The 17,700-nt window shown below is 72.5% G+C and carries 16 protein-coding genes and 1 pseudogene; 13 read left to right on the top strand and 4 right to left on the bottom strand.

What is annotated here, in order from left to right; translation table 11 throughout:
* Positions 1-14 precede the first annotated feature (14 nt).
* The 4 genes from ACWGJB_RS02980 (at position 15) to ACWGJB_RS02965 (ending at position 4,976) form a co-directional block, all read left to right on the top strand.
* Positions 15-1,373: a GH1 family beta-glucosidase gene (locus tag ACWGJB_RS02980; protein WP_453378501.1), complete on the top strand. Its 1,359-nt coding sequence runs from the start codon at positions 15-17 to the stop codon at positions 1,371-1,373.
* Positions 1,374-1,518: 145 nt separating this feature from the next.
* The gene (locus ACWGJB_RS02975; protein ID WP_453378500.1) at positions 1,519-3,393 is read left to right on the top strand and encodes a discoidin domain-containing protein; all 1,875 of its coding nucleotides are present in this window, start codon (positions 1,519-1,521) and stop codon (positions 3,391-3,393) included.
* A 144-nt stretch (positions 3,394-3,537) separates the two neighbouring features.
* Positions 3,538-4,206, top strand: a complete 669-nt coding sequence (locus tag ACWGJB_RS02970) for a hypothetical protein (protein WP_453378499.1) — start codon at positions 3,538-3,540, stop codon at positions 4,204-4,206.
* Positions 4,207-4,247: 41 nt separating this feature from the next.
* Positions 4,248-4,976 carry a YcnI family protein gene (locus tag ACWGJB_RS02965; RefSeq protein WP_453378498.1) on the top strand — a complete coding sequence of 243 codons (729 nt, stop codon included), beginning with the start codon at positions 4,248-4,250 and terminating at the stop codon, positions 4,974-4,976.
* A gap of 259 nt (positions 4,977-5,235) precedes the next feature.
* Here ACWGJB_RS02965 and ACWGJB_RS02960 read toward each other — a convergent pair whose 3' ends face one another.
* Positions 5,236-6,150 (bottom strand): CDP-alcohol phosphatidyltransferase family protein, encoded by a 915-nt coding sequence (locus ACWGJB_RS02960; protein WP_453378497.1) that lies wholly within the window; start codon positions 6,148-6,150, stop codon positions 5,236-5,238.
* A gap of 121 nt (positions 6,151-6,271) precedes the next feature.
* On the opposite strand from ACWGJB_RS02960, the gene ACWGJB_RS02955 reads away from it, so the two are divergent.
* From ACWGJB_RS02955 to ACWGJB_RS02935, 5 genes and pseudogenes are all read left to right on the top strand, one after another.
* A complete protein-coding gene (locus ACWGJB_RS02955) occupies positions 6,272-7,252 on the top strand; it encodes a dehydrogenase (protein WP_453378496.1) in 981 nt (326 codons plus the stop codon).
* Between the two features lie 150 nt (positions 7,253-7,402).
* A complete protein-coding gene (locus ACWGJB_RS02950) occupies positions 7,403-7,801 on the top strand; it encodes a 6-pyruvoyl trahydropterin synthase family protein (RefSeq protein ID WP_453378495.1) in 399 nt (132 codons plus the stop codon).
* Positions 7,798-9,009, top strand: a complete 1,212-nt coding sequence (locus ACWGJB_RS02945; protein WP_453378494.1) for a glycosyltransferase family 4 protein — start codon at positions 7,798-7,800, stop codon at positions 9,007-9,009. Before ACWGJB_RS02950 ends, ACWGJB_RS02945 begins: the two co-directional genes overlap by 4 nt.
* A gap of 92 nt (positions 9,010-9,101) precedes the next feature.
* Positions 9,102-10,049: an SAM-dependent methyltransferase gene (locus ACWGJB_RS02940; protein ID WP_453378493.1), complete on the top strand. Its 948-nt coding sequence runs from the start codon at positions 9,102-9,104 to the stop codon at positions 10,047-10,049.
* Positions 10,046-10,927 (top strand): annotated as a pseudogene (locus ACWGJB_RS02935) (lysylphosphatidylglycerol synthase transmembrane domain-containing protein); the annotation flags it as partial. The gene ACWGJB_RS02940 and the pseudogene ACWGJB_RS02935, both read left to right, overlap by 4 nt.
* Positions 10,928-11,025: 98 nt before the next feature.
* Here ACWGJB_RS02935 and ACWGJB_RS02930 read toward each other — a convergent pair.
* On the bottom strand, positions 11,026-11,784 hold the full coding sequence (locus ACWGJB_RS02930; protein ID WP_453378594.1) for a creatininase family protein: 759 nt from the start codon (positions 11,782-11,784) through the stop codon (positions 11,026-11,028).
* 39 nt (positions 11,785-11,823) lie between these two features.
* On the opposite strand from ACWGJB_RS02930, the gene ribA reads away from it, so the two are divergent.
* Both ribA and ACWGJB_RS02920 read left to right on the top strand, forming a co-directional pair.
* Positions 11,824-12,483, top strand: coding sequence for a GTP cyclohydrolase II (ribA, locus tag ACWGJB_RS02925; protein WP_352222015.1), 660 nt, complete (start codon positions 11,824-11,826; stop codon positions 12,481-12,483).
* Positions 12,484-12,538: 55 nt separating this feature from the next.
* Complete coding sequence (locus tag ACWGJB_RS02920; protein ID WP_453378492.1) at positions 12,539-13,684, top strand: NAD(P)/FAD-dependent oxidoreductase; 1,146 nt, start codon at positions 12,539-12,541, stop codon at positions 13,682-13,684.
* Between the two features lie 58 nt (positions 13,685-13,742).
* Here the strand turns inward: ACWGJB_RS02920 and ACWGJB_RS02915 are convergent, their stop codons facing one another.
* Positions 13,743-14,966, bottom strand: coding sequence for a serine hydrolase domain-containing protein (locus ACWGJB_RS02915; protein WP_453378491.1), 1,224 nt, complete (start codon positions 14,964-14,966; stop codon positions 13,743-13,745).
* Between the two features lie 332 nt (positions 14,967-15,298).
* Here ACWGJB_RS02915 and ACWGJB_RS02910 point away from each other — a divergent pair, with 332 nt between their 5' ends.
* Both ACWGJB_RS02910 and ACWGJB_RS02905 read left to right on the top strand, forming a co-directional pair.
* A complete protein-coding gene (locus tag ACWGJB_RS02910) occupies positions 15,299-15,724 on the top strand; it encodes a PPOX class F420-dependent oxidoreductase (protein WP_384474256.1) in 426 nt (141 codons plus the stop codon).
* Between the two features lie 117 nt (positions 15,725-15,841).
* Positions 15,842-16,252 (top strand): VOC family protein, encoded by a 411-nt coding sequence (locus tag ACWGJB_RS02905; RefSeq protein WP_453378490.1) that lies wholly within the window; start codon positions 15,842-15,844, stop codon positions 16,250-16,252.
* Positions 16,253-16,363: 111 nt separating this feature from the next.
* Here ACWGJB_RS02905 and ACWGJB_RS02900 read toward each other — a convergent pair whose 3' ends face one another.
* Positions 16,364-17,578, bottom strand: coding sequence for a glycosyltransferase (locus tag ACWGJB_RS02900; protein ID WP_453378489.1), 1,215 nt, complete (start codon positions 17,576-17,578; stop codon positions 16,364-16,366).
* Positions 17,579-17,700: the final 122 nt, after the last annotated feature.

Here is a 17,700-nt window from a genome sequence, read left to right as displayed (position 1 = left end):
GCGAAAGGAATTACGTGACCATCGACCTCGCCGCACTCCCGCACGACTTCCTGTGGGGCACGGCAACCGCGGCGTACCAGATCGAGGGAGCCGTCGCCGAGGACGGCCGTTCACCCTCCATCTGGGACACCTTCTCGCACACCCCGGGGAAGATCGCGGGCGACGACAACGGCGACATCGCCTGCGACCATTACCACCGCTGGCGCGAGGACATCGGCCTGATGGGCCGGCTCGGCACCAACGCCTACCGGTTGTCGATCGCCTGGCCGCGGGTGCGGCCCGGCGGCGACGGCCCGGTCAACGCCAAGGGCCTCGACTTCTACGACGAGTTGATCGACGCCCTGCTGGCGGCGGGGATCACCCCGTCGGTCACGCTCTACCACTGGGACCTGCCGCAGGCGCTGCAGGACCGGGGCGGCTGGCCCGAGCGGGCGACCGCCGAGCACTTCGCCGCCTACGCCTCCGTGGTCGCCGAACGGCTGGGTGACCGGGTCCGGCACTGGACCACCCTCAACGAGCCCTCCTGCTCGGCCTGGATCGGCCACCTGGAGGGCAAGATGGCCCCGGGCCTGACCGACCTCACGGCCGCCGTCCGCGCCTCCTACCACCTGCTCCTCGGCCACGGCCTGGCCGCCCAGGCGATCCGCGCCGCCGCGCCCGGCGCCGAGGTCGGCATCGTGAACAACCTCTCCACGGTGTTCGCCGCCTCGGACCGTCCCGAGGACGAGGCCGCCGTCCGCCGCCACGACGGGCACGTCAACCGCTGGTGGCTGGACCCGGTGCACGGCCGCGGCTTCCCGGCCGACATGGTCGAGACCTACGGCGTCGAACTCCCCGAGCGCCCCGGCGACCTGGAGACCATCGCCACCCCGCTCGACTGGCTGGGCCTGAACTACTACTTCCCGGCCTACATCGAGGACGACCCCGACGGGCCCGCCCCGTACGCCCGTTCGGTGCGCCGCCCCGACGTCCCGCGCACCGGCATGGACTGGGAGATCGACGCGAGCGGCATCGAGACGCTGCTGCTGCGCCTCACCGACGAGTACGGCGCCCGCAAGCTCTACGTCACGGAGAACGGCTCGGCCTACCCGGACGTGGTCCGCCCCGACGGCACGATCGACGACCCCGAGCGCCAGGAGTACCTGGCCCGCCACCTCGCCGCCTGTGCGTCGGCGGCCCGCAATGGTGCCCCGCTGGCCGGGTACTTCGCCTGGTCGCTGCTGGACAACTTCGAGTGGGCCTACGGCTACGACAAGCGGTTCGGCCTGGTCCACGTCGACTACCGCACCCAGGTCCGCACCATCAAGGGCAGCGGCCACCGGTACGCGGACATCATCCGCGACCACCGGGGACAGGCCCGCCGGGCGGCCTGACCGGAACCGCGGTGGGCGCGGCACAGGGGAGTTCCGCGTCCACCGCACCGCACTGTCACACGCATGCAAGACGGTCCATGGACACCAGCCTCTGATCTGTCATGAACACAACAACATGTGCACCATCGACACTCAGGAGACCCGCATGCCGACCCGCATTCCCCCCACCCTCCTGGCCGCCCTCGCGACGGCCGCCCTGCTGGCCTCGGGCCCGGTCCTGGCCTTACCGGCGTCCGCCGCCGCTGCCGCCGTGACCTGGGACACCGACCGCGCGAACACCGCCTACGCGGCGAACCCGAACGCCGTCACCGCCTCCGGCAGCGAGAACGGCGGCACCACCCCCGGCCTGGCCTTCGACGGCGACGGCGCGACCCGCTGGTCCAGCAACTTCGCGGACGACGCCTGGATCCGGATCGACCTCGGCACCAGCATCCGTATCGACCGGGTGGTCCTCGACTGGGAGGCCGCCTACGGCAAGAGGTACGTCCTGGAGGCGTCGAAGAACGGCGCGGACTGGACGCCGTTCTACACCGAGACCGCGGGCACTGGCGGCTCGGTCACCGCGAGCACCTACCCGCAGGAGGTCACCGGCCGCTACGTGCGGATGCGCGGCATCGAACGCGCCACCCCCTACGGCTACTCGCTCTGGAACTTCAAGGTCTACGGCGGCGAACCGGCCCCCGCGTCCTCGACCGTCACCAACCTCGCCCTGAACCACCCCGCGTACTCCAACTACTACCAGCACGCGGGCAATTCGCCGGCGTTCGCCACCGACGGCGGCTGGCCGGCCGGCCTGAAGGGCGACTACACCCGCTGGTCGAGCGACTGGAACGCCGACCGCTGGATCTCGGTCGACCTGGGCGCCACCTCCACGATCTCCTCCGTGGACCTGTACTGGGAGTCGGCGTTCGCGGTCGACTACCTGCTCCAGGTCTCCGACGACAACGTCAACTGGCGCACGGTGTACGAGCCTTCAGCCGCGGCCATGGCGGCTCGCCGCGCGAACGTCGCCGCCCCCGGGGACGCGGCGGGCCTGCACGACACCGTCACCCTTCCCTCCCCGGCCACCGGCCGGTACGTCAGGATGCTCGGCAAGGAGCGCCGCAGCTTCTACAACCCCGCTCCCTACACCGCGCAATTCGGGTACTCCCTCTACGAGTTCCAGGTCTGGGGCACCGGCGGCAGCGCGTCGGCGGCCTACCCCGCCCTCCCGGGCGACCAGTCGGGCAACTACCAGACCACGTTCTTCGACGACTTCACCGGCACCGCACTCGACCGCTCCAAGTGGCGGGTCGTCCGCACCGGCACCGAGATGGGCCCGGTCAACGGCGAGTCCCAGGCGTACGTCGACTCGACGAACAACGTCCTGACGCAGAACGGCGAACTGATCCTCAAGGCGAAGTACTGCAAGGGCTGCACCCAGGCGGGCGGCGGCACCTACGACTTCACGTCCGGCCGCATCGACACCAACACCCACTTCGACTTCACGTACGGCAAGGTCAGCGCCCGCATGAAACTCCCGGTCGGCGACGGCTTCTGGCCCGCCTTCTGGCTGCTCGGCAGCAACGTCGACAACCCCTCGGTCTCCTGGCCGGCCTCCGGCGAGACCGACATCATGGAGAACATCGGCTACCCGACGTGGACGAGCACCGCGCTGCACGGCCCCGGCTACTCGGCCGACGGCAACATCGGCGCCCGCCAGACCTTTCCGAACGGCGGCACCGCCGACCAGTGGCACACCTACGCGGTGGAGTGGACGCCGACAGCGATGCGCTTCTACGTCGACGACACCCTGGTCCAGGAGACGACCCGCAACAAGGTGGAGTCCACCCGCGGTCAGTGGGTCTACGACCACAACCAGTACGTCATCCTCAACCTCGCCCTCGGCGGCGCCTACCCGGCCGGCTGGAACCAGGTCACCAGCCCCTACTGGGGCCTGCCGCAGTCCAGCGTCGACAAGATCGCGGCCGGGGGAGTGCAGGCCGAGGTGGACTGGGTGCGGGTGGAGCAGAAGAAGTAGGGGCTCCGGGCCGGGCGGCGATCCGCCGTCGCCCGGCCTCCGCCCTCACAGCGAACCGCGGTCGTCGCACGGGAAAACCCCAGCCGTGAGTGAACGGGGCGTCCGTGCCTCGCGTATCCCCCGACCGTGGGAGGATCGCTCACCATGAATGCGTCACCGGCGGTACGGAGCCTGCGTGCCGCGGTGTTCGCCGCGGTGTGCGTGCTCCTGGCTGCCGCCGGACATGCGCTGGCCATGGGGCAGATGCCGCCGCTGTGGGCCGACGCGGCCGGGTTCGTTGCCGTGTTCGGCCTGGGGCGCGCCCTCGCGGGGCGTGAGCGCGGACTGCCGGAGATCGGCGTCGGCATGCTGCTCACCCAGGCCGGCCTGCACGCCGGCTTCGACGCGGCACGCGCGGTCACCCCGGCTCCCGCGCCCACCATGACCATGGCCCACATGCGCATGCACGGTCATGCCATGGTCGGTATGGGTGGTATGGCCGGTACGGGTGGTATGGGTGGCGTGGTGCAGCAGTACCCGCACGCCCACGCCCTGACCGCGCACGCCACTCTCGCCCATGCCCTCGCCGCCCTGGTCGCCTCCTGGTGGCTGCGGTGCGGCGAGGCGGCGCTGTGGTCACTGTTGCGCCGTGCGGTCGCCCTCGTACCCGGCCTGGCGGCCTGGTGGCGCGACGCCCCGCTGCCCGGCCCGGCCGCCGGCCCGCACCTGGCCCCGGCCGGCCCGATCCGCCCCCGCCGACTGCTCGCCCTGCGGCACGCGGTGAGCCGACGCGGCCCCCCTTCCGTGATCCCGTACCCGATCTCACACCCGTAAGACCCTCTAACAGACTTCACTCGTACGGAGATCCCTCACCCATGTCTGCCAACTCTGTCCTGCGCCGCGCCGCCACCGTCACCGCGCTCACCGCCGCGTCGGTCCTCGCCGCCGCCGGCGTCGCCTCCGCGCACGTCACCGTCCACCCCGAGAGCTACGCCAAGGGAGCCACCGACGGTGTGCTGACCTTCCGTGTGCCCAACGAGGAGGACACGGCCTCCACCGCCAAGGTGCAGGTTTTCCTGCCCACCGACCACCCGGTCCTGGGCGTCCTCGTCTCCCCGCAGGACGGCTGGACCGCCAAGGTGACCACCACCAAGCTCAAGACGCCCGTGAAGACCGACGACGGCACCATCACCGAGGCCGCCTCCGAGATCACCTGGACCGGCGGCAAGATCGGCGCCGGCCAGTTCGAGGACTTCAACGTCGCCTTCGGCCAGCTGCCCGAGGACACCGACCAGCTGACCTTCAAGACCCTGCAGACCTACTCCGACGGCAAGGTCGTGCGCTGGATCGAGGAGGCGGAGAGCGGCGGCGAGGAGCCGGAGAACCCGGCGCCGACGCTCAAGCTCACCGCGAAGGGCGCCGCCGACGGCAGTGCCGCGGCCGCACCGGCGACGCAGAGCAGCGCCAAGGCGACGACGACCGCGTCGGCCGACTCCAGCGACTCCACCGCGCGCGGCCTCGGTATCGCCGGCCTGATCGTCGGCGTCCTGGGCCTGGCGGCGGCCACGTTCGCCTTCGTGCGGACGCGGGGCGCACGCTCGTAGGCGTCAACGGCTGTGGGCCTACTGGCGTGGGCCCACACGCGTAGGCCAACGCCCGTGGGCCGCACGCGTAGGTCAACGGCTGTGGGCCCGCAGGCGTAGGTCAACGCCCGTGGGCCCGCACGCGTAGGTCAACGCCTGTAGGCAAACGGGCGTTGATGTACCGCCCCTTGATGCAACGCCTGTTGGCCCACGCTCGTAGGCAAACAGCAGGGGCCCGGACCATCCCCCGGTCCGGGCCCCTGCGCCGTGCTCGGTCAGTTCACCGGACCGCCAGTTCCAGCATCTCCCGCTCCTCCGCGCGCACCTCGACCCGTGCCTCGGCGCGCACCGTCAGCCGCAGCTCGGCCGCCCGGGCCGCCACCCGCTCCTCCTCCGCGACCGCGGCCACCGACGGCGCCGCCTCCAGTTCCGTCGCCGTCACCGCCGGCGCCGCCTCCCGCTCCGTCACCGTCGCCTCCGCCGTCCGCGAGTTGCGCCACAGCCACACCACATCGCGTCCGAACGACCACAGCAGCGAGCCGAGCGCCAGCAGGGCCACGGCCAGGTTGGCCAGGTACGGCAGCAGGTCCGCGCCCGCGAGGAGCAGGCAGATGCCCTGGATCGCGGCGACCGTCTTGCGGGCCATCGACGGCGGCAGCGGGGCGTTCAGCCAGGGCGCGACCTTCGCCGCCGCGACGAACGCGTAGCGCATCGCGCCGATCAGCAGCACCCACGGGCCCAGCTGCGTCGAGACGTACACGCTCAGCACCAGGATCAGGAACGCGTCGACCTCCATGTCGAAGCGCGCGCCCAGGGCCGTGGAAGTACCCGTGTGGCGGGCCACCTTGCCGTCCACGCCGTCGAGGATGAGGGCCACGGCGGTCAGCCCGACCAGGAGGGAGACCGGCGGGGAGCTCTCGAAGGAGTCGGCGACCAGGGCCGTCACACCGCCGACCAGGATCGCGCGGCCGAGGGTCACCCGGTTGGCGGGGCCGAACGAGCGCGGCCGGGTGCGGTGCAGTGCCCGGGAGAGCACCGCCCAGGTGGCTATCGCGAACGCGAGCCCCGTCAGCCATCCGGCCGGCCCCATGCCGATCGCCGACCCGAGCAAGGTCAGCAACAGGATCTGCACGCCCGCTCCCACAGCGGTCTCCTGCTGGACCAGCCTGGCTTCGTAAGTGTTGTTCAGGGCCACCGCACGTCCTCCGGCCGAGTGACAGAGTCGATCAACGCCGCGTACTGTGCGCGGCCTGTGCACTTCTCGCTGTGCACATCTCGGTACGTGAACAACTTCCCGATCGTTCAGGAGGATGCCGATGAACCGCTCGGCCCGCGCGTTCTGGCTCCGCTCTCCGGGCCACGGAGAGCTGCGTGACGTCACCCTCACGGAGCCCGCCGAGGGCGAGGTACTGGTGCGCGCGCTGTACTCCGGAGTCAGCCGGGGCACCGAGACACTGGTGTTCCGCGGTGGGGTGCCGGAGAGCCAACACGCGGTGATGCGGGCGCCGTTCCAGGAGGGCGAGTTCCCCGGGCCGGTGAAGTACGGCTACCTGAGCGTGGGCGTCGTGGAGGCGGGCCCTGCTGAGCTGATCGGGCGTACGGTGTTCTGCCTGTATCCGCATCAGACGCGTTACGTCGTTCCGGTGACCGCGGTGACGGTGGTACCGGAGCGGGTACCACCGGCGCGTGCGGTGCTCGCGGGCACCGTGGAGACCGCCGTGAACGCCCTCTGGGACGCCGCGCCCCTGGTCGGCGACCGGATCGCGGTGATCGGCGGCGGCATGGTCGGCTGCTCGGTCGCCGCCCTGCTCGCCCGCTTCCCCGGCGTACGGCTCCAGCTGGTGGACGCCGACCCGGCCCGCGCCAAGACCGCCGAGGCCCTCGGCATCGACTTCGCGACGCCCGAGGACGCCCTGGACGGCTGCGACCTGGTCGTGCACGCCAGCGCCACCGAGCAGGGCCTCACCCGCGCCCTGGAGCTCCTCGCCCCCGAGGGCACGGTCCTCGAGCTGAGCTGGTACGGCGACCGGCGGATCGCTCTCCCGCTCGGTGAGGCCTTCCACTCCCGCCGCCTCACCGTGCGCAGCAGCCAGGTCGGCACCGTCTCCCCGCGCCGGGCCGGCCGCAGCTACGCCGACCGGCTCGCCCTGGCCCTGGACCTGCTCGCCGACCCGGCGCTGGACGCCCTCATCACCGGGGAAAGCGCGTTCGAAGAGCTCCCGGAGGTACTCCCGAAACTCGCCTCGGGGGAGATCCCGGCGCTCTGTCACCGGGTCCGCTACGGCGACGTCGGCTGACGGAATGTCCAATGCGGGCCGCCAAGAGGTCCTGACCTGAGAAAAGAGTGAGAGTGGACTGAACACGGGGAAGCCAAGAGCCGTATTAAGGGCATCCCCCGGCAGGGATCAGCCGGGGGACCAGACGCGCCGCACCTGGAGGGTCGTCCGTTGTTCAGCATCACCGTCCGCGATCACATCATGATCGCCCACAGCTTCCGCGGCGACGTGTTCGGGCCCGCGCAGCGACTGCACGGCGCCACGTTCCTGGTGGACGCCACCTTCCGGCGTGAGCAGCTGGACGACGACAACATCGTCGTCGACATCGGTCTTGCCACCCAGGAACTCGGCGCCGTGGTCAGCGAGCTGAACTACAGAAACCTCGACAACGAGCCGGACTTCGCCGGGATCAACACCTCCACGGAGTTCCTGGCGAAGGTCGTCGCCGACCGGCTGGCCGAGCGGATCGAGAAGGGCGCACTGGGCGAGGGTGCCCGGGGCCTCGCGGGCCTGACCGTCACCCTGCACGAGTCGCACGTAGCCTGGGCGAGTTACGAGCGTGCCCTGTGACCGACGTGACCCTCGGCCGGGCACCGGCCCTGACCTACGTGCCCGCGCAGCGCGCGGCGACCACCGACCCGGCCGGCGAGAACGCCCCCGCGAACATCGGGATCCTGCCCATGTCCCTGCGCATCGTGCACTTCGTCATGCCCGGTGGTGTGGACGACCTGACCACCCCGAGCGGCGGCAACGCCTACGACCGGCGGGTCTGCCTGGACCTGCCCGGCTTCGGCTGGCAGGTCACCAGGCACCCGGTGCCCGGCTCCTGGCCGCGCCCCGACGCGGCCGCCCGGGACACCATCGCCCGGACCCTGCGGGAAATGCCTGATGGGGCGGTCGTCCTCCTTGACGGCCTGGTGGCGTGCGGGGTTCCCGAGGTCGTCGTGCCGGAGGCCGAACGGCTGCGGCTCGCCGTCCTGGTGCACCTGCCGCTGGGCGACGAGACCGGGCTCGACCCGGCGGTGGCCGCCGACCTGGACGCCCGGGAGCGCGCGGTGCTGCGCGCCGTGCCGGCCGTGGTGGCGACCAGCGACTGGGCGGTACGGCGGCTGGTCTCGCACCACGGCCTGGCACCCGAACGGGTGCATGTCGCCGCCCCGGGTGCCGACATCGCCCCGCTGGCCGGCGGCACCGACGGGGTCTCGCACCTGCTGTGCGTCGCCACCATCACCCCCCGCAAGGGCCAGCACCGGCTGGTCGAGGCGCTCGCGGCGGTCCGGGACCTGCCGTGGACCTGCACCTGCGTGGGCGGCCTCGCCCAGGACCCCGAGTACGTCGCCCACCTGCGGTCGCTGATCGCCCGGCACGGCCTGACGGACCGGCTGCACCTGGCCGGCCCCCGCTCCGGCGCCGACCTCGACGCCAGTTACGCCGCCGCCGACCTGATGGTCCTCACCTCGTACGCCGAGACCTACGGCATGGCGGTCACCGAGGCCCTCGCCCGGGGCATCCCGGTGCTCGCCACCGACGTCGGCGGGCTGCCGGAAGCGGTCGGCAGGGCTCCTGACGGCGGGGTACCCGGCATCCTCGTGCCGCCGGAGGACCCCGCCGCGCTCGCCGCCGAACTGCGCGGCTGGTTCGGCGAGGCGGACGTACGCCGTCGTCTGAAGGCCGCCGCGCGCGGCCGGCGGGCGGCGCTCGACGGCTGGGCGACCACCGCCCGCAGCCTGGCCGGAGTCCTGCTGAGACTCCCCGACGAACCCCGGAGGGCGGCATGACCAGCGAGACGACGACCACTGCTCCGGTCGGCGCGATCCCCGCGCAGCCCGGGCCCAGCGATGTTACGGATGCAGGGGTGGGACGAGAGCACATGGATGCCGCAGCCTCCGGGGAGCCCGGACGGTCCGAGGTCATAGCCGGGGCCGGACCTGTCGTACGCCTGGGCGAGCGGGCCACCGTACGCCTGCGCGAGAGCGAGCCCGAGGAGCCGCCGCGGTACGCGCCCGAGTGGCTTGAGCTGCGGGAGAGCGCGGACGCGGCCGCCCGGTCACACGATCTGCTGGACCCGCTGCGGATCCGGCTGGCCAACCTGCCCGGCAAGGCGGGCGGTCTGGTCGTGCACGACCTGGGCTGCGGCACCGGTTCCATGGGCCGCTGGCTGGCGCCCCGCCTGGACGGCGCCCAGCACTGGATCCTGCACGACCGCGACCCCTACCTCCTGCACTTCGCCGCCGTCGCCTCGCCCCGGGTGGCCGCCGACGGCAGCCGGGTCACGGTGGAGACCCGCCGGGGTGACGTCGCCCGGCTCACCCCCGACGCGCTGATAGGCGCCTCGCTGGTGACCGCCTCCGCGCTCCTCGACGTGCTCACCCGGGAGGAGGTCGACACCCTCGCCGAGGCCTGCGCCGGAGCCGGCTGCCCCGCCCTGCTCACCCTCTCGGTCGCCGGACGGGTCGAGTTCGACACCCCCCACCCGTTGGACGCGGAGCTGACGGAGGCCTTCAACGCCCACCAGCGGCGCGGCGGGATGCTCGGCCCGGACGCCGTCACCGCCGCCTGCGAGGCCTTCGCCGACCGCGGCGCCACCGTGAAGGTGAACCCCAGCCCCTGGCGGCTCGGCCCCGACGAGAAGGCGCTCACCGAGCAGTGGCTGCGCGGCTGGGTCGGCGCGGCCGTCGAGGAGCGCCCCGAACTGGCCGAGCGCGCCGAGGCCTACCTGGCCGAGCGGCTCGCCGCCTGCGCCGCCGGTGAACTGCGGGTCGTCCTGCACCACAGCGACCTGCTGGCGCTCGCCCGGCCGACCGGAGGCACCTCATGACCACCCCCACCCTGGTCCGTGAGACCGCCCCCGTCGCCCCGGTGACCGTGCCCCGGCGCCGCACCTTCCGCGCCGTCCGCGCCCACCTGGGCACCGTCGCCGGAGTCGCCATCATCGCCGTGCTGCTGTGGCGGCTCGGCACCGGCGTCTTCGTCGACGGGCTGCGCCGCATCGACACCCCGACGCTGGTCGTCGGCCTGGTGATCGGGGCGGTCACGACGGTACTGAGCGCCTGGCGCTGGCAGTTGGTGGCCCGCAGCCTCGGCCTGCGGCTGCCGCTCGGGCCCGCTGTCGGCGACTACTACCGCGCGCTGTTCCTCAACGCGGCCCTGCCCGGCGGGGTGCTCGGCGATGTGCACCGGGCGGTCAGGCACGGGCAGAGCGAGGGCGACATCGGGCGCGGGGTCCGCGCGGTCGTGCTGGAACGGGCCGCGGGGCAGGTCGCGTTGACGGTGTTCGGCGCGGGCGCGCTGCTGACCCTGCCCTCGCCGGTCCGCGACCAGGTGCGCAGCTTCGCCCCGTTGGTCGCGGCCGGCCTGGCGGGCGCCTGCGCGGTCGTGGCCGCGGTCCGCATGAACAGGGGCCCGGGCAAGCGTGGCGGCGCCCTGCGCGCGACGCTCGCCGAGGCCCGCCGGGCGCTGCTGTCACGGCGGAACGGGCCGGGCGTCGCACTGTCCTCGGCGGTCATCCTCGCCGGGCACGTCGGGATGTTCGTGGTGGCCGCGCGGGTCGCCGGCTCCGCCGCCTCCGTGGCCGCGCTGACGCCGATCGCGGTGCTCGCCCTGGTCGCCATGGGCCTGCCGCTGAACGTCGGCGGCTGGGGCCCCCGGGAGGGCGTCACCGCCTGGGCGTTCGCCGCGGCAGGCCTGGGCGCGGACAGTGGGCTCGCCACCGCGGTCGTCTACGGCGTCCTCAGCTTCGTGGCGGCCCTGCCGGGACTGGTGGTCCTGGTCGTCCGCTGGTACGCCGGGATGCGCTACTCCCGCCCCGAGGTGAGCAGTTCGAAAACCGCGCCGAAGGAATCGGCGAGGCTCGCCAGGAGTTCCTTCCCCTTTTCCGCCGACCCCAGGGAGGGACGGCCGATGACGCCCGACTCGGTATAGGCGGACATTCCCAGGGTGAGGAGATGACGGCGGTCGTCAGCGGTGAAATCGGCGGACTCGTGACCAGGGCGGACCAATTCGGGATGAGCGTGCAGCAGAATCGAGGTCTCGATTTCTCCCGCGTGCATGTCGGTCAGCGCCGAGGTCTCCACCCCGGCCCGCGAAAGCGCTGTCTCCCAGTCCTCCGCGGCCGGGTACAGGGCCATCCGCTCGCCCCGCGCGGACGCCTCCTGGACGACGTTGCCCAGCACGTAGTTGCCGCCGTGGCCGTTGACCACGACCAGCGCCTCGACGCCCGAGCGGCGCAACGATTCCGCGATGTCCCGGACCACCGCGTGCAGGGTCACCGAGGAGATGCTGACGGTCCCCGGCCAGGCCGCGTGCTCGTGCGAGCAGGAGACCGTCACCGGCGGAAGGAGGTGCACCGGGAACGCGTCGGCGATCTCCCGGGCGACGGCACAGGCGACGAGCGTGTCCGTCGCCAGCGGAAGGAAGGGACCGTGCTGTTCGAAGCTCCCCACGGGAAGGACGGCGACCTGAGTTGAAACGCCCGCCCCCCTGGTCCGTACCTCTTCCGTGGTGTCCGTCGGCAACAAGCCGTATGCCGCCGTACGCGCGCCCGAACCATTCATCTTTTTCACGGCCTTTCGTCTCCTCTTAGGAATCAGATCATGACAGAGAACATCGGCGTACTCGGCAAGAAGTCCCCACGGCGTTCGGGCGTGGAACGCGTCGTCAATGCACCGCTGCCCACCGTCTACGGGAAATTCCAGGCGATCGGCTACCTGGACCACGACCGCGGTGACGAGCAAGTCGCCCTGGTCTACGGGGACATCGACAGCGACCGGGTACTGACCCGGCTGCACTCGGAGTGCCTCACCGGTGACGCGTTCGGCTCCCAGCACTGCGAGTGCGGCGACCAGCTGGCCGCCGCCCTGCGCGCGGTCGTCGCCGAAGGCAGCGGCATCGTCGTCTACTTGCGGGGGCACGAGGGCCGCGGCATCGGACTGCTCGCCAAGCTGCGCGCGATGGCGCTCCAGGCGGAGGGCCTGGACACGGTCGAGGCCAACCTCGCGCTCGGCCTGCCCGTCGACGCCCGCGACTACGGTGTCGCCGCCGGCATCCTGCGTGACCTCGGGGTGGGTTCGGTACGCCTGATGTCCAACAACCCGCGCAAACGCGAGTCCCTGGTCCGCCACGGCATTGAGGTCGCCGAGACCGTCCCGCTGCTGATCGAGCCGTGCGAGAACAACATCACCTACCTGCGGACCAAGCGCGAGCGCCTCGACCACGTGCTGCCCCACCTGGACGCGGTGGCGCACTGGTCCTGAGGTACCGGGTGGCCTCCCGGGGAAGGAACAGGGGAGACCGACAGGAGGCGCACGCGTGAATCTTCGGGCCCAGGTCGTGATCATCGGCGGCGGGGTGATGGGCACCAGCATCGCCTACCACCTGGCGAGCGCGGGTGTCCGTGACGTCGTCCTCGTCGAACGGGACGAACTCGCCGCCGGATCCACCTCGAAGGCCGCCGGCGGGGTGCGCGCCCAGTTCTCCGACGAACTCAACATCCAGCTGGGCGCGCGCAGCTTAGAGGCCTTCGCCCGCTTCGGGCAGGAGATCGGGTACGACATCGGGCTGCGCCGCGTCGGCTACCTCTTCCTCCTGTCCACCCCCGAGGAGGTCGCCTCCTTCGAGGCCGGCGTCCGGCTCCAGAACCACCTCGGCGTGCCCAGCCGGATGCTCACCCCGAAAGAGGCGGCCCGGCTCTCCCCGCTGATCGCCACCGACGGACTGCTGGCCGCCGCGTACTCCCCGGACGACGGACACTGCACCCCCGAGTCCGTCGTGCACGGCTACGCGGCCGCCGCCCGCGCCCACGGCGCCCGCGTACTGCGCCACACCGAGGTCACCGGCATCGAACTGGACGGCGCCTTCGTCACCGCCGTGCACACCACCCTCGGCCGGATCGCCACCGAGACGGTGGTCTGTGCGGCCGGGGCCTGGTCGAGGGTGGTCGGCGCGATGGCCGGCGTCGACCTGCCGGTGCAGCCGCTGCGCCGCCAGATCGCGGTCACCGAACCGGTCCCGGGGCTGCCGCCGACGCTCCCCATGACCATCGACTTCGGCACCAGCCTGTACTTCCACGCCGAGGGCCCCGGACTGCTGCTCGGCATGTCCGACCCGGACGAGCAGCCGGGCTTCGCCACCGACCCGCACGACCGCTGGATCCCGCGCCTGTGCGCGGCGATGGAACGGCGCGCGCCCGCCCTGCTCGACCTGCGTCGCACCGGCGGCTGGGCCGGCCTGTACGAGAACACCCCGGACCACAACGCCCTGATCGGCGAGGCGACTTCGGTCTCCCGGTTCCTGTACGCCACCGGGTTCTCCGGCCATGGCTTCCTGCAGGGCCCGGCCGTCGGCGAGGTGATCCGCGACCTCTACCTGGGCCGCGCCCCCTTCCTGGACGTCCGCCCGCTCGGCGCCGGCCGGTTCGCGGCCGACGCATCCCGCCCCGAGACCAACCTGGTCTGACCGGACACCCTTTGGTCCAGGACCGTTTGGTCCAGGACCGTCCTGGTCCTGGACCGTCCTAGTCCTGGATCGTCTCGTGGACCAGCCGGCGCAACTCCGGGAGGATCTTCAGGGTCTTGGGGCGCACCTGGGTGTGGAACTGCACGGTGAGGTCGTGCGTGGGGTCTACCCAGAAGGCGGTGGTGGCCGCTCCGGTCCAGCCGTAGGTGCCGGGGCTGCTCGGTGAGAGGGTGCGGTCGGGGTCGATCACCACCGAGACGCCCAGGCCGAAGCCGAGGCCGCCGTTGCCGGGCTCCTGGTGGGGCGGGGCGCCGAAGGTACGCAGATCGGTGCCGCCGGGCAGGTTGTTGCTGGACAGCAGGGCTACCGAGGCGGGGGAGAGCAGCCGGACGCCGTCCAGTTCGCCGCCGCGGCGCAGCATCTCCATGAAACGGTGGTAGTCGTACGCCGTCGCCGCGAGGCCGCCGCTGCCGGACAGGAGGCGGGGGCGGCCTCGCAACGGCAGCCCGGGGATCGCCGCGAGGCCGCCGTCCTCCGTCTCGCCGTACAACTCCGAGAGCCGGTCGGCCTGTTCGGGCACGATGTGCAGGCCCGCGTCCGGCATGCCGAGCGGGCGGAAGATCCGGTCCGCGAAGAACTCGTCGAGCCGCTGCCCGGAGACCACCTCGATGACGCGGCTGAGCACGTTGAAGCCGACGGAGTAGTTCCACTGGGTGCCCGGCTCGAACTGGAGGGGCATACGCGCGTACACCTCCATCGTCTCGGCGAGGTCAGCGCCCGCCGGCACCGAGAACTCCAGGCCGGCCTCGCGGTAGCGGGCGTCCACCGGGTGCGAGTGGTAGAACGCGAAGGTCAGTCCGGCGGTGTGGGTGAGCAGATGCCGGATCAGGATCGGCCCGTCGGCCGGCCGGGTCACCATGTCCGCGCCCGAACCGCTCACGTACACCCGGGGATCGGCGAACTCCGGCAGCAGGCGGCCGACCGGGTCGTCGAGGGAGAGCAGGCCGTCCTCCACCAGCAGCAGTATCGCCACCGCGGTGACCGGCTTGGTCATCGAGTACACCCGCCAGATGGTGTCCGGCTCGACCGGCAGCCCGGCCGCGCGGTCACGGTGGCCCTGCGTGGTGAGGTGGGCGATCCGGCCGCCGCGCGCCACGGCCACCAGGTAGCCGGGCAGGCGCCCTTCGTCGACGTAGTGGGCGAAGTGCTGGTCGAGGCGGTCCAACGCCTTCACGTCCAGCCCGACCTCACTGGGGTCGACTTCCTGTCGCAGCTGTGCCATCGCTCTCCTCCGGTCGTGTCGTCCCGCTGTGCGGTCCGACCTCGGACCTCATCGTTGCGCAGGAAGCGGCGAACCGACCCGCTCATCCGCGTGTGGTGTGACGGACGCTATAGAAGAGGCGCCGGTCGAGGGAGACGCGGCCGCCACGCCGGGCACGGTCGGGAACGCCAGTACGAGCAGCGGTTTCACGGCCCCGGCCCCCGGCAGGGCGCCCACGTGTACATGCCCCCGTCTTCCCGTGTGCACTCCGGGTACACCCGGCCCGGCGGGCGGTCTCCCCGCCGAACCGGTCGGCGGGAATGCGGTGCGGGTCCGGCGGGGTTTCCCCTGACATGACCCAGGACGCTCTTCTGAAGCTGCTCGCCGAAGGCCACAACGGGGTGCTGGTCACCCTCAAGAGCGACGGCCGTCCCCAGCTGTCCAATGTCAATCACGCGTACTACCCGGACGAGCGGACCGTCCGGGTCTCGATCACGGACGACCGCGCCAAGACCCGCAACCTGCGCCGTGACCCGCGTGCCTCCTACCACGTCACCAGCCCCGACCGCTGGGCGTACACGGTCGCCGAGGGCACCGCCGAGCTCTCGCCGGTCGCGCAGGACCCGTACGACGGGACCGTCGAGGAACTCGTCCGCCTCTACCGCGACGTCCGCGGTGAGCACCCCGACTGGGACGACTACCGTGCCGCGATGGTCCGCGACCGCCGGCTGGTGCTGCGGCTGCGCGTGGAGCGGGCGTACGGCATTCCGCGCGCCTGAGCGGATCCCGGGGGCAGGCCCTAGGACCTGTGATCGAGGGCCATCGGCCGATGGCTGCGCACGGGGGCGGATGCCTAGGCTGCCGAGCAGGGAACGGCAGCTCAGGAAGAGGTCACGATGCCCGTCAACGGTCGCAGTCACATCCGCGTCGCCCGGCCCTCCCGGGATCTCGCCGCGGCCGAGCGCTTCTGGGTGCGGGGGCTGGGCCTGGGGGTGGTGTGGCGGGCCGAGGCCGGACCGGAACCCGGCGAGCACGACCTGCTGATGCTGGGCTGGCCGGACGCCGGCTGGCATCTGGAGCTGGTCCATGAACCGGCCCGGCCGGTCGAGCCGCGGCCCACCGAGGAGGACCTGCTGGTGGTCTACGTCGACGGCCCGGTGCCGGACGACCTGGTCGCCCGGCTGGAGGAGCACGGCGGCAAGCTGGTGCCGTCACCGAACCCGTACTGGAACCGGTGGGGCGTCACGGTCGAGGACCCCGACGGATACCGGCTCGTGCTGTGCGAGCGGGGCTGGACCAACGCGTAACCGGGAGTGCTTGCCGCTCGCCCCGCCCGCCGCCGGCCTCCGCGCGTGATCGATGGGGGTGCGACGACCTCGATGCCACCACCACCGAACTCGCCGCAAAGGGTGTCGAGTTCAGCCGACCCGTCCAGGGCGCGGCCTGGGGCCGGGTGACGGGCTCCCGGTTGCCGGGCGGAGGCGAGGTTGCCTTGTACCGGCCGCGCCACCCGCGCGCCCGACGCCGGCCTCCTCCCGTGCCCAGGTCTCCAGCAGGCGGGTGAACTCGGCTGCCTTGTCTGGCCAGTTGAAGTGCGTCACGGCCGCCTCACGGCCGCGCTGGGCCGCGGTGTGGCGCAGTATCGCGTCGGTGCTCAGCCGTCGTATCGCCGCCGCCGCGGCGCGCGGATCCTCGTAGGGGACCACGAGACCGCAGCCGTGCCGCTCGACCATGTCGGCCGCCAGCGGGGTGGGCGTGGTGACGACGGGGACGCCGTGGGCCATGTACTCGACGACCTTGGTGGGCCGTGAATGACGGTAGTTGGGCTGGTCGTGCAGGAGGGAGAGGCCGGCCAGGGCACCCGCGAGCAGTGCGAGGGCACGGTCGTTGGGCAGGAAGCCGTGCCAGCGCAGCACGCCGTCCCGGTCGGCCGCCGCCAGCGCCTCCCGGACGTCCGGGTCGGCCGCGCCGGCCACCTCGACGCGCAGACCGGGCCCCAGGTGCCGGGCGGTCTCGATCAGGTCCAGTGCGCCGCGCGCCCGGGACAGGTGGCCGACGTAGACGACCCGTTCGCTGCCCGGCGGTTCGGGCGCCTGCACCGGCGCCGTCGTGAAGTTGGGCACCACCGGGTGGGCGCGGCGGAACCGCTCCTGGTAGGCGTCCTCGGCGAGCAGCAGCCGCAGATGGCGTTCCGCCAGCCGCTCGGCCGCCCGCACGGCGAGCCGCAGCGGCGGCCGCAGCGCCCGGGGCAGCCAGCGTTTCATGGCGAGCGCGGCGGCGGTGTCCTCGTGGACGTCCCAGACGACCACCGGTGCCGCCCCGGACCGCCGCCAGCGGCGCAGGGTGCCGGGCAGGGCGAGGAGCAGTTCGGGGTCGTGGAGGAGGATCACGTCCGCCTCGTGGCCGCGGTCGGCGAGCAGGGCGCGGGCCGCGCCCACCGCCGCCCGGCGGCTGCGGCCCGCCGCCCGGGGCAGGTCGATGCCTTCGAGGTCGGCGCGGGGGCGCACCTCACGGGCCGAGAACGGCGCCGCGTACACGACGTGGTGGCCCCGTTCCCGGAGCGCGGTGATCTGCCGGTGCAGTATGCGCGCGTCCTCGGGGTGGTGGACGACGGTGACGACGAGTATCCGCATCTGAGCGCCTTTCGACCCCGGCGCCCCCGGGCCCCCGCAGGGCGGCGGGCGGCTGGGCTTTCCGCGTTGGTCGCCGAACCCCCCTCAACCCCCGGCGCGGCTATAACCGCCCGCGGGTGCAC

The organism is Streptomyces sp. NPDC054813, from assembly GCF_053611365.1.
This window is presented reverse-complemented; position numbering and strand designations above follow the sequence as displayed.

Bases quoted from the DNA above. Each gene is read 5' to 3' on its own strand.
- ACWGJB_RS02905 (WP_453378490.1), top strand. From the start codon at position 15,842: ATGCCCGTCAACGGTCGCAGTCACATCCGCGTCGCCCGGCCCTCCCGG.
- ACWGJB_RS02930 (WP_453378594.1), bottom strand. From the start codon at position 11,784: ATGAATGGTTCGGGCGCGCGTACGGCGGCATACGGCTTGTTGCCGACG.
- ribA (WP_352222015.1), top strand. From the start codon at position 11,824: ATGACAGAGAACATCGGCGTACTCGGCAAGAAGTCCCCACGGCGTTCG.
- ACWGJB_RS02910 (WP_384474256.1), top strand. From the start codon at position 15,299: ATGACCCAGGACGCTCTTCTGAAGCTGCTCGCCGAAGGCCACAACGGG.
- ACWGJB_RS02970 (WP_453378499.1), top strand. From the start codon at position 3,538: ATGAATGCGTCACCGGCGGTACGGAGCCTGCGTGCCGCGGTGTTCGCC.
- ACWGJB_RS02900 (WP_453378489.1), bottom strand. From the start codon at position 17,578: ATGCGGATACTCGTCGTCACCGTCGTCCACCACCCCGAGGACGCGCGC.
- ACWGJB_RS02955 (WP_453378496.1), top strand. From the start codon at position 6,272: ATGAACCGCTCGGCCCGCGCGTTCTGGCTCCGCTCTCCGGGCCACGGA.
- ACWGJB_RS02915 (WP_453378491.1), bottom strand. From the start codon at position 14,966: ATGGCACAGCTGCGACAGGAAGTCGACCCCAGTGAGGTCGGGCTGGAC.
- ACWGJB_RS02975 (WP_453378500.1), top strand. From the start codon at position 1,519: ATGCCGACCCGCATTCCCCCCACCCTCCTGGCCGCCCTCGCGACGGCC.
- ACWGJB_RS02965 (WP_453378498.1), top strand. From the start codon at position 4,248: ATGTCTGCCAACTCTGTCCTGCGCCGCGCCGCCACCGTCACCGCGCTC.
- ACWGJB_RS02940 (WP_453378493.1), top strand. From the start codon at position 9,102: ATGGATGCCGCAGCCTCCGGGGAGCCCGGACGGTCCGAGGTCATAGCC.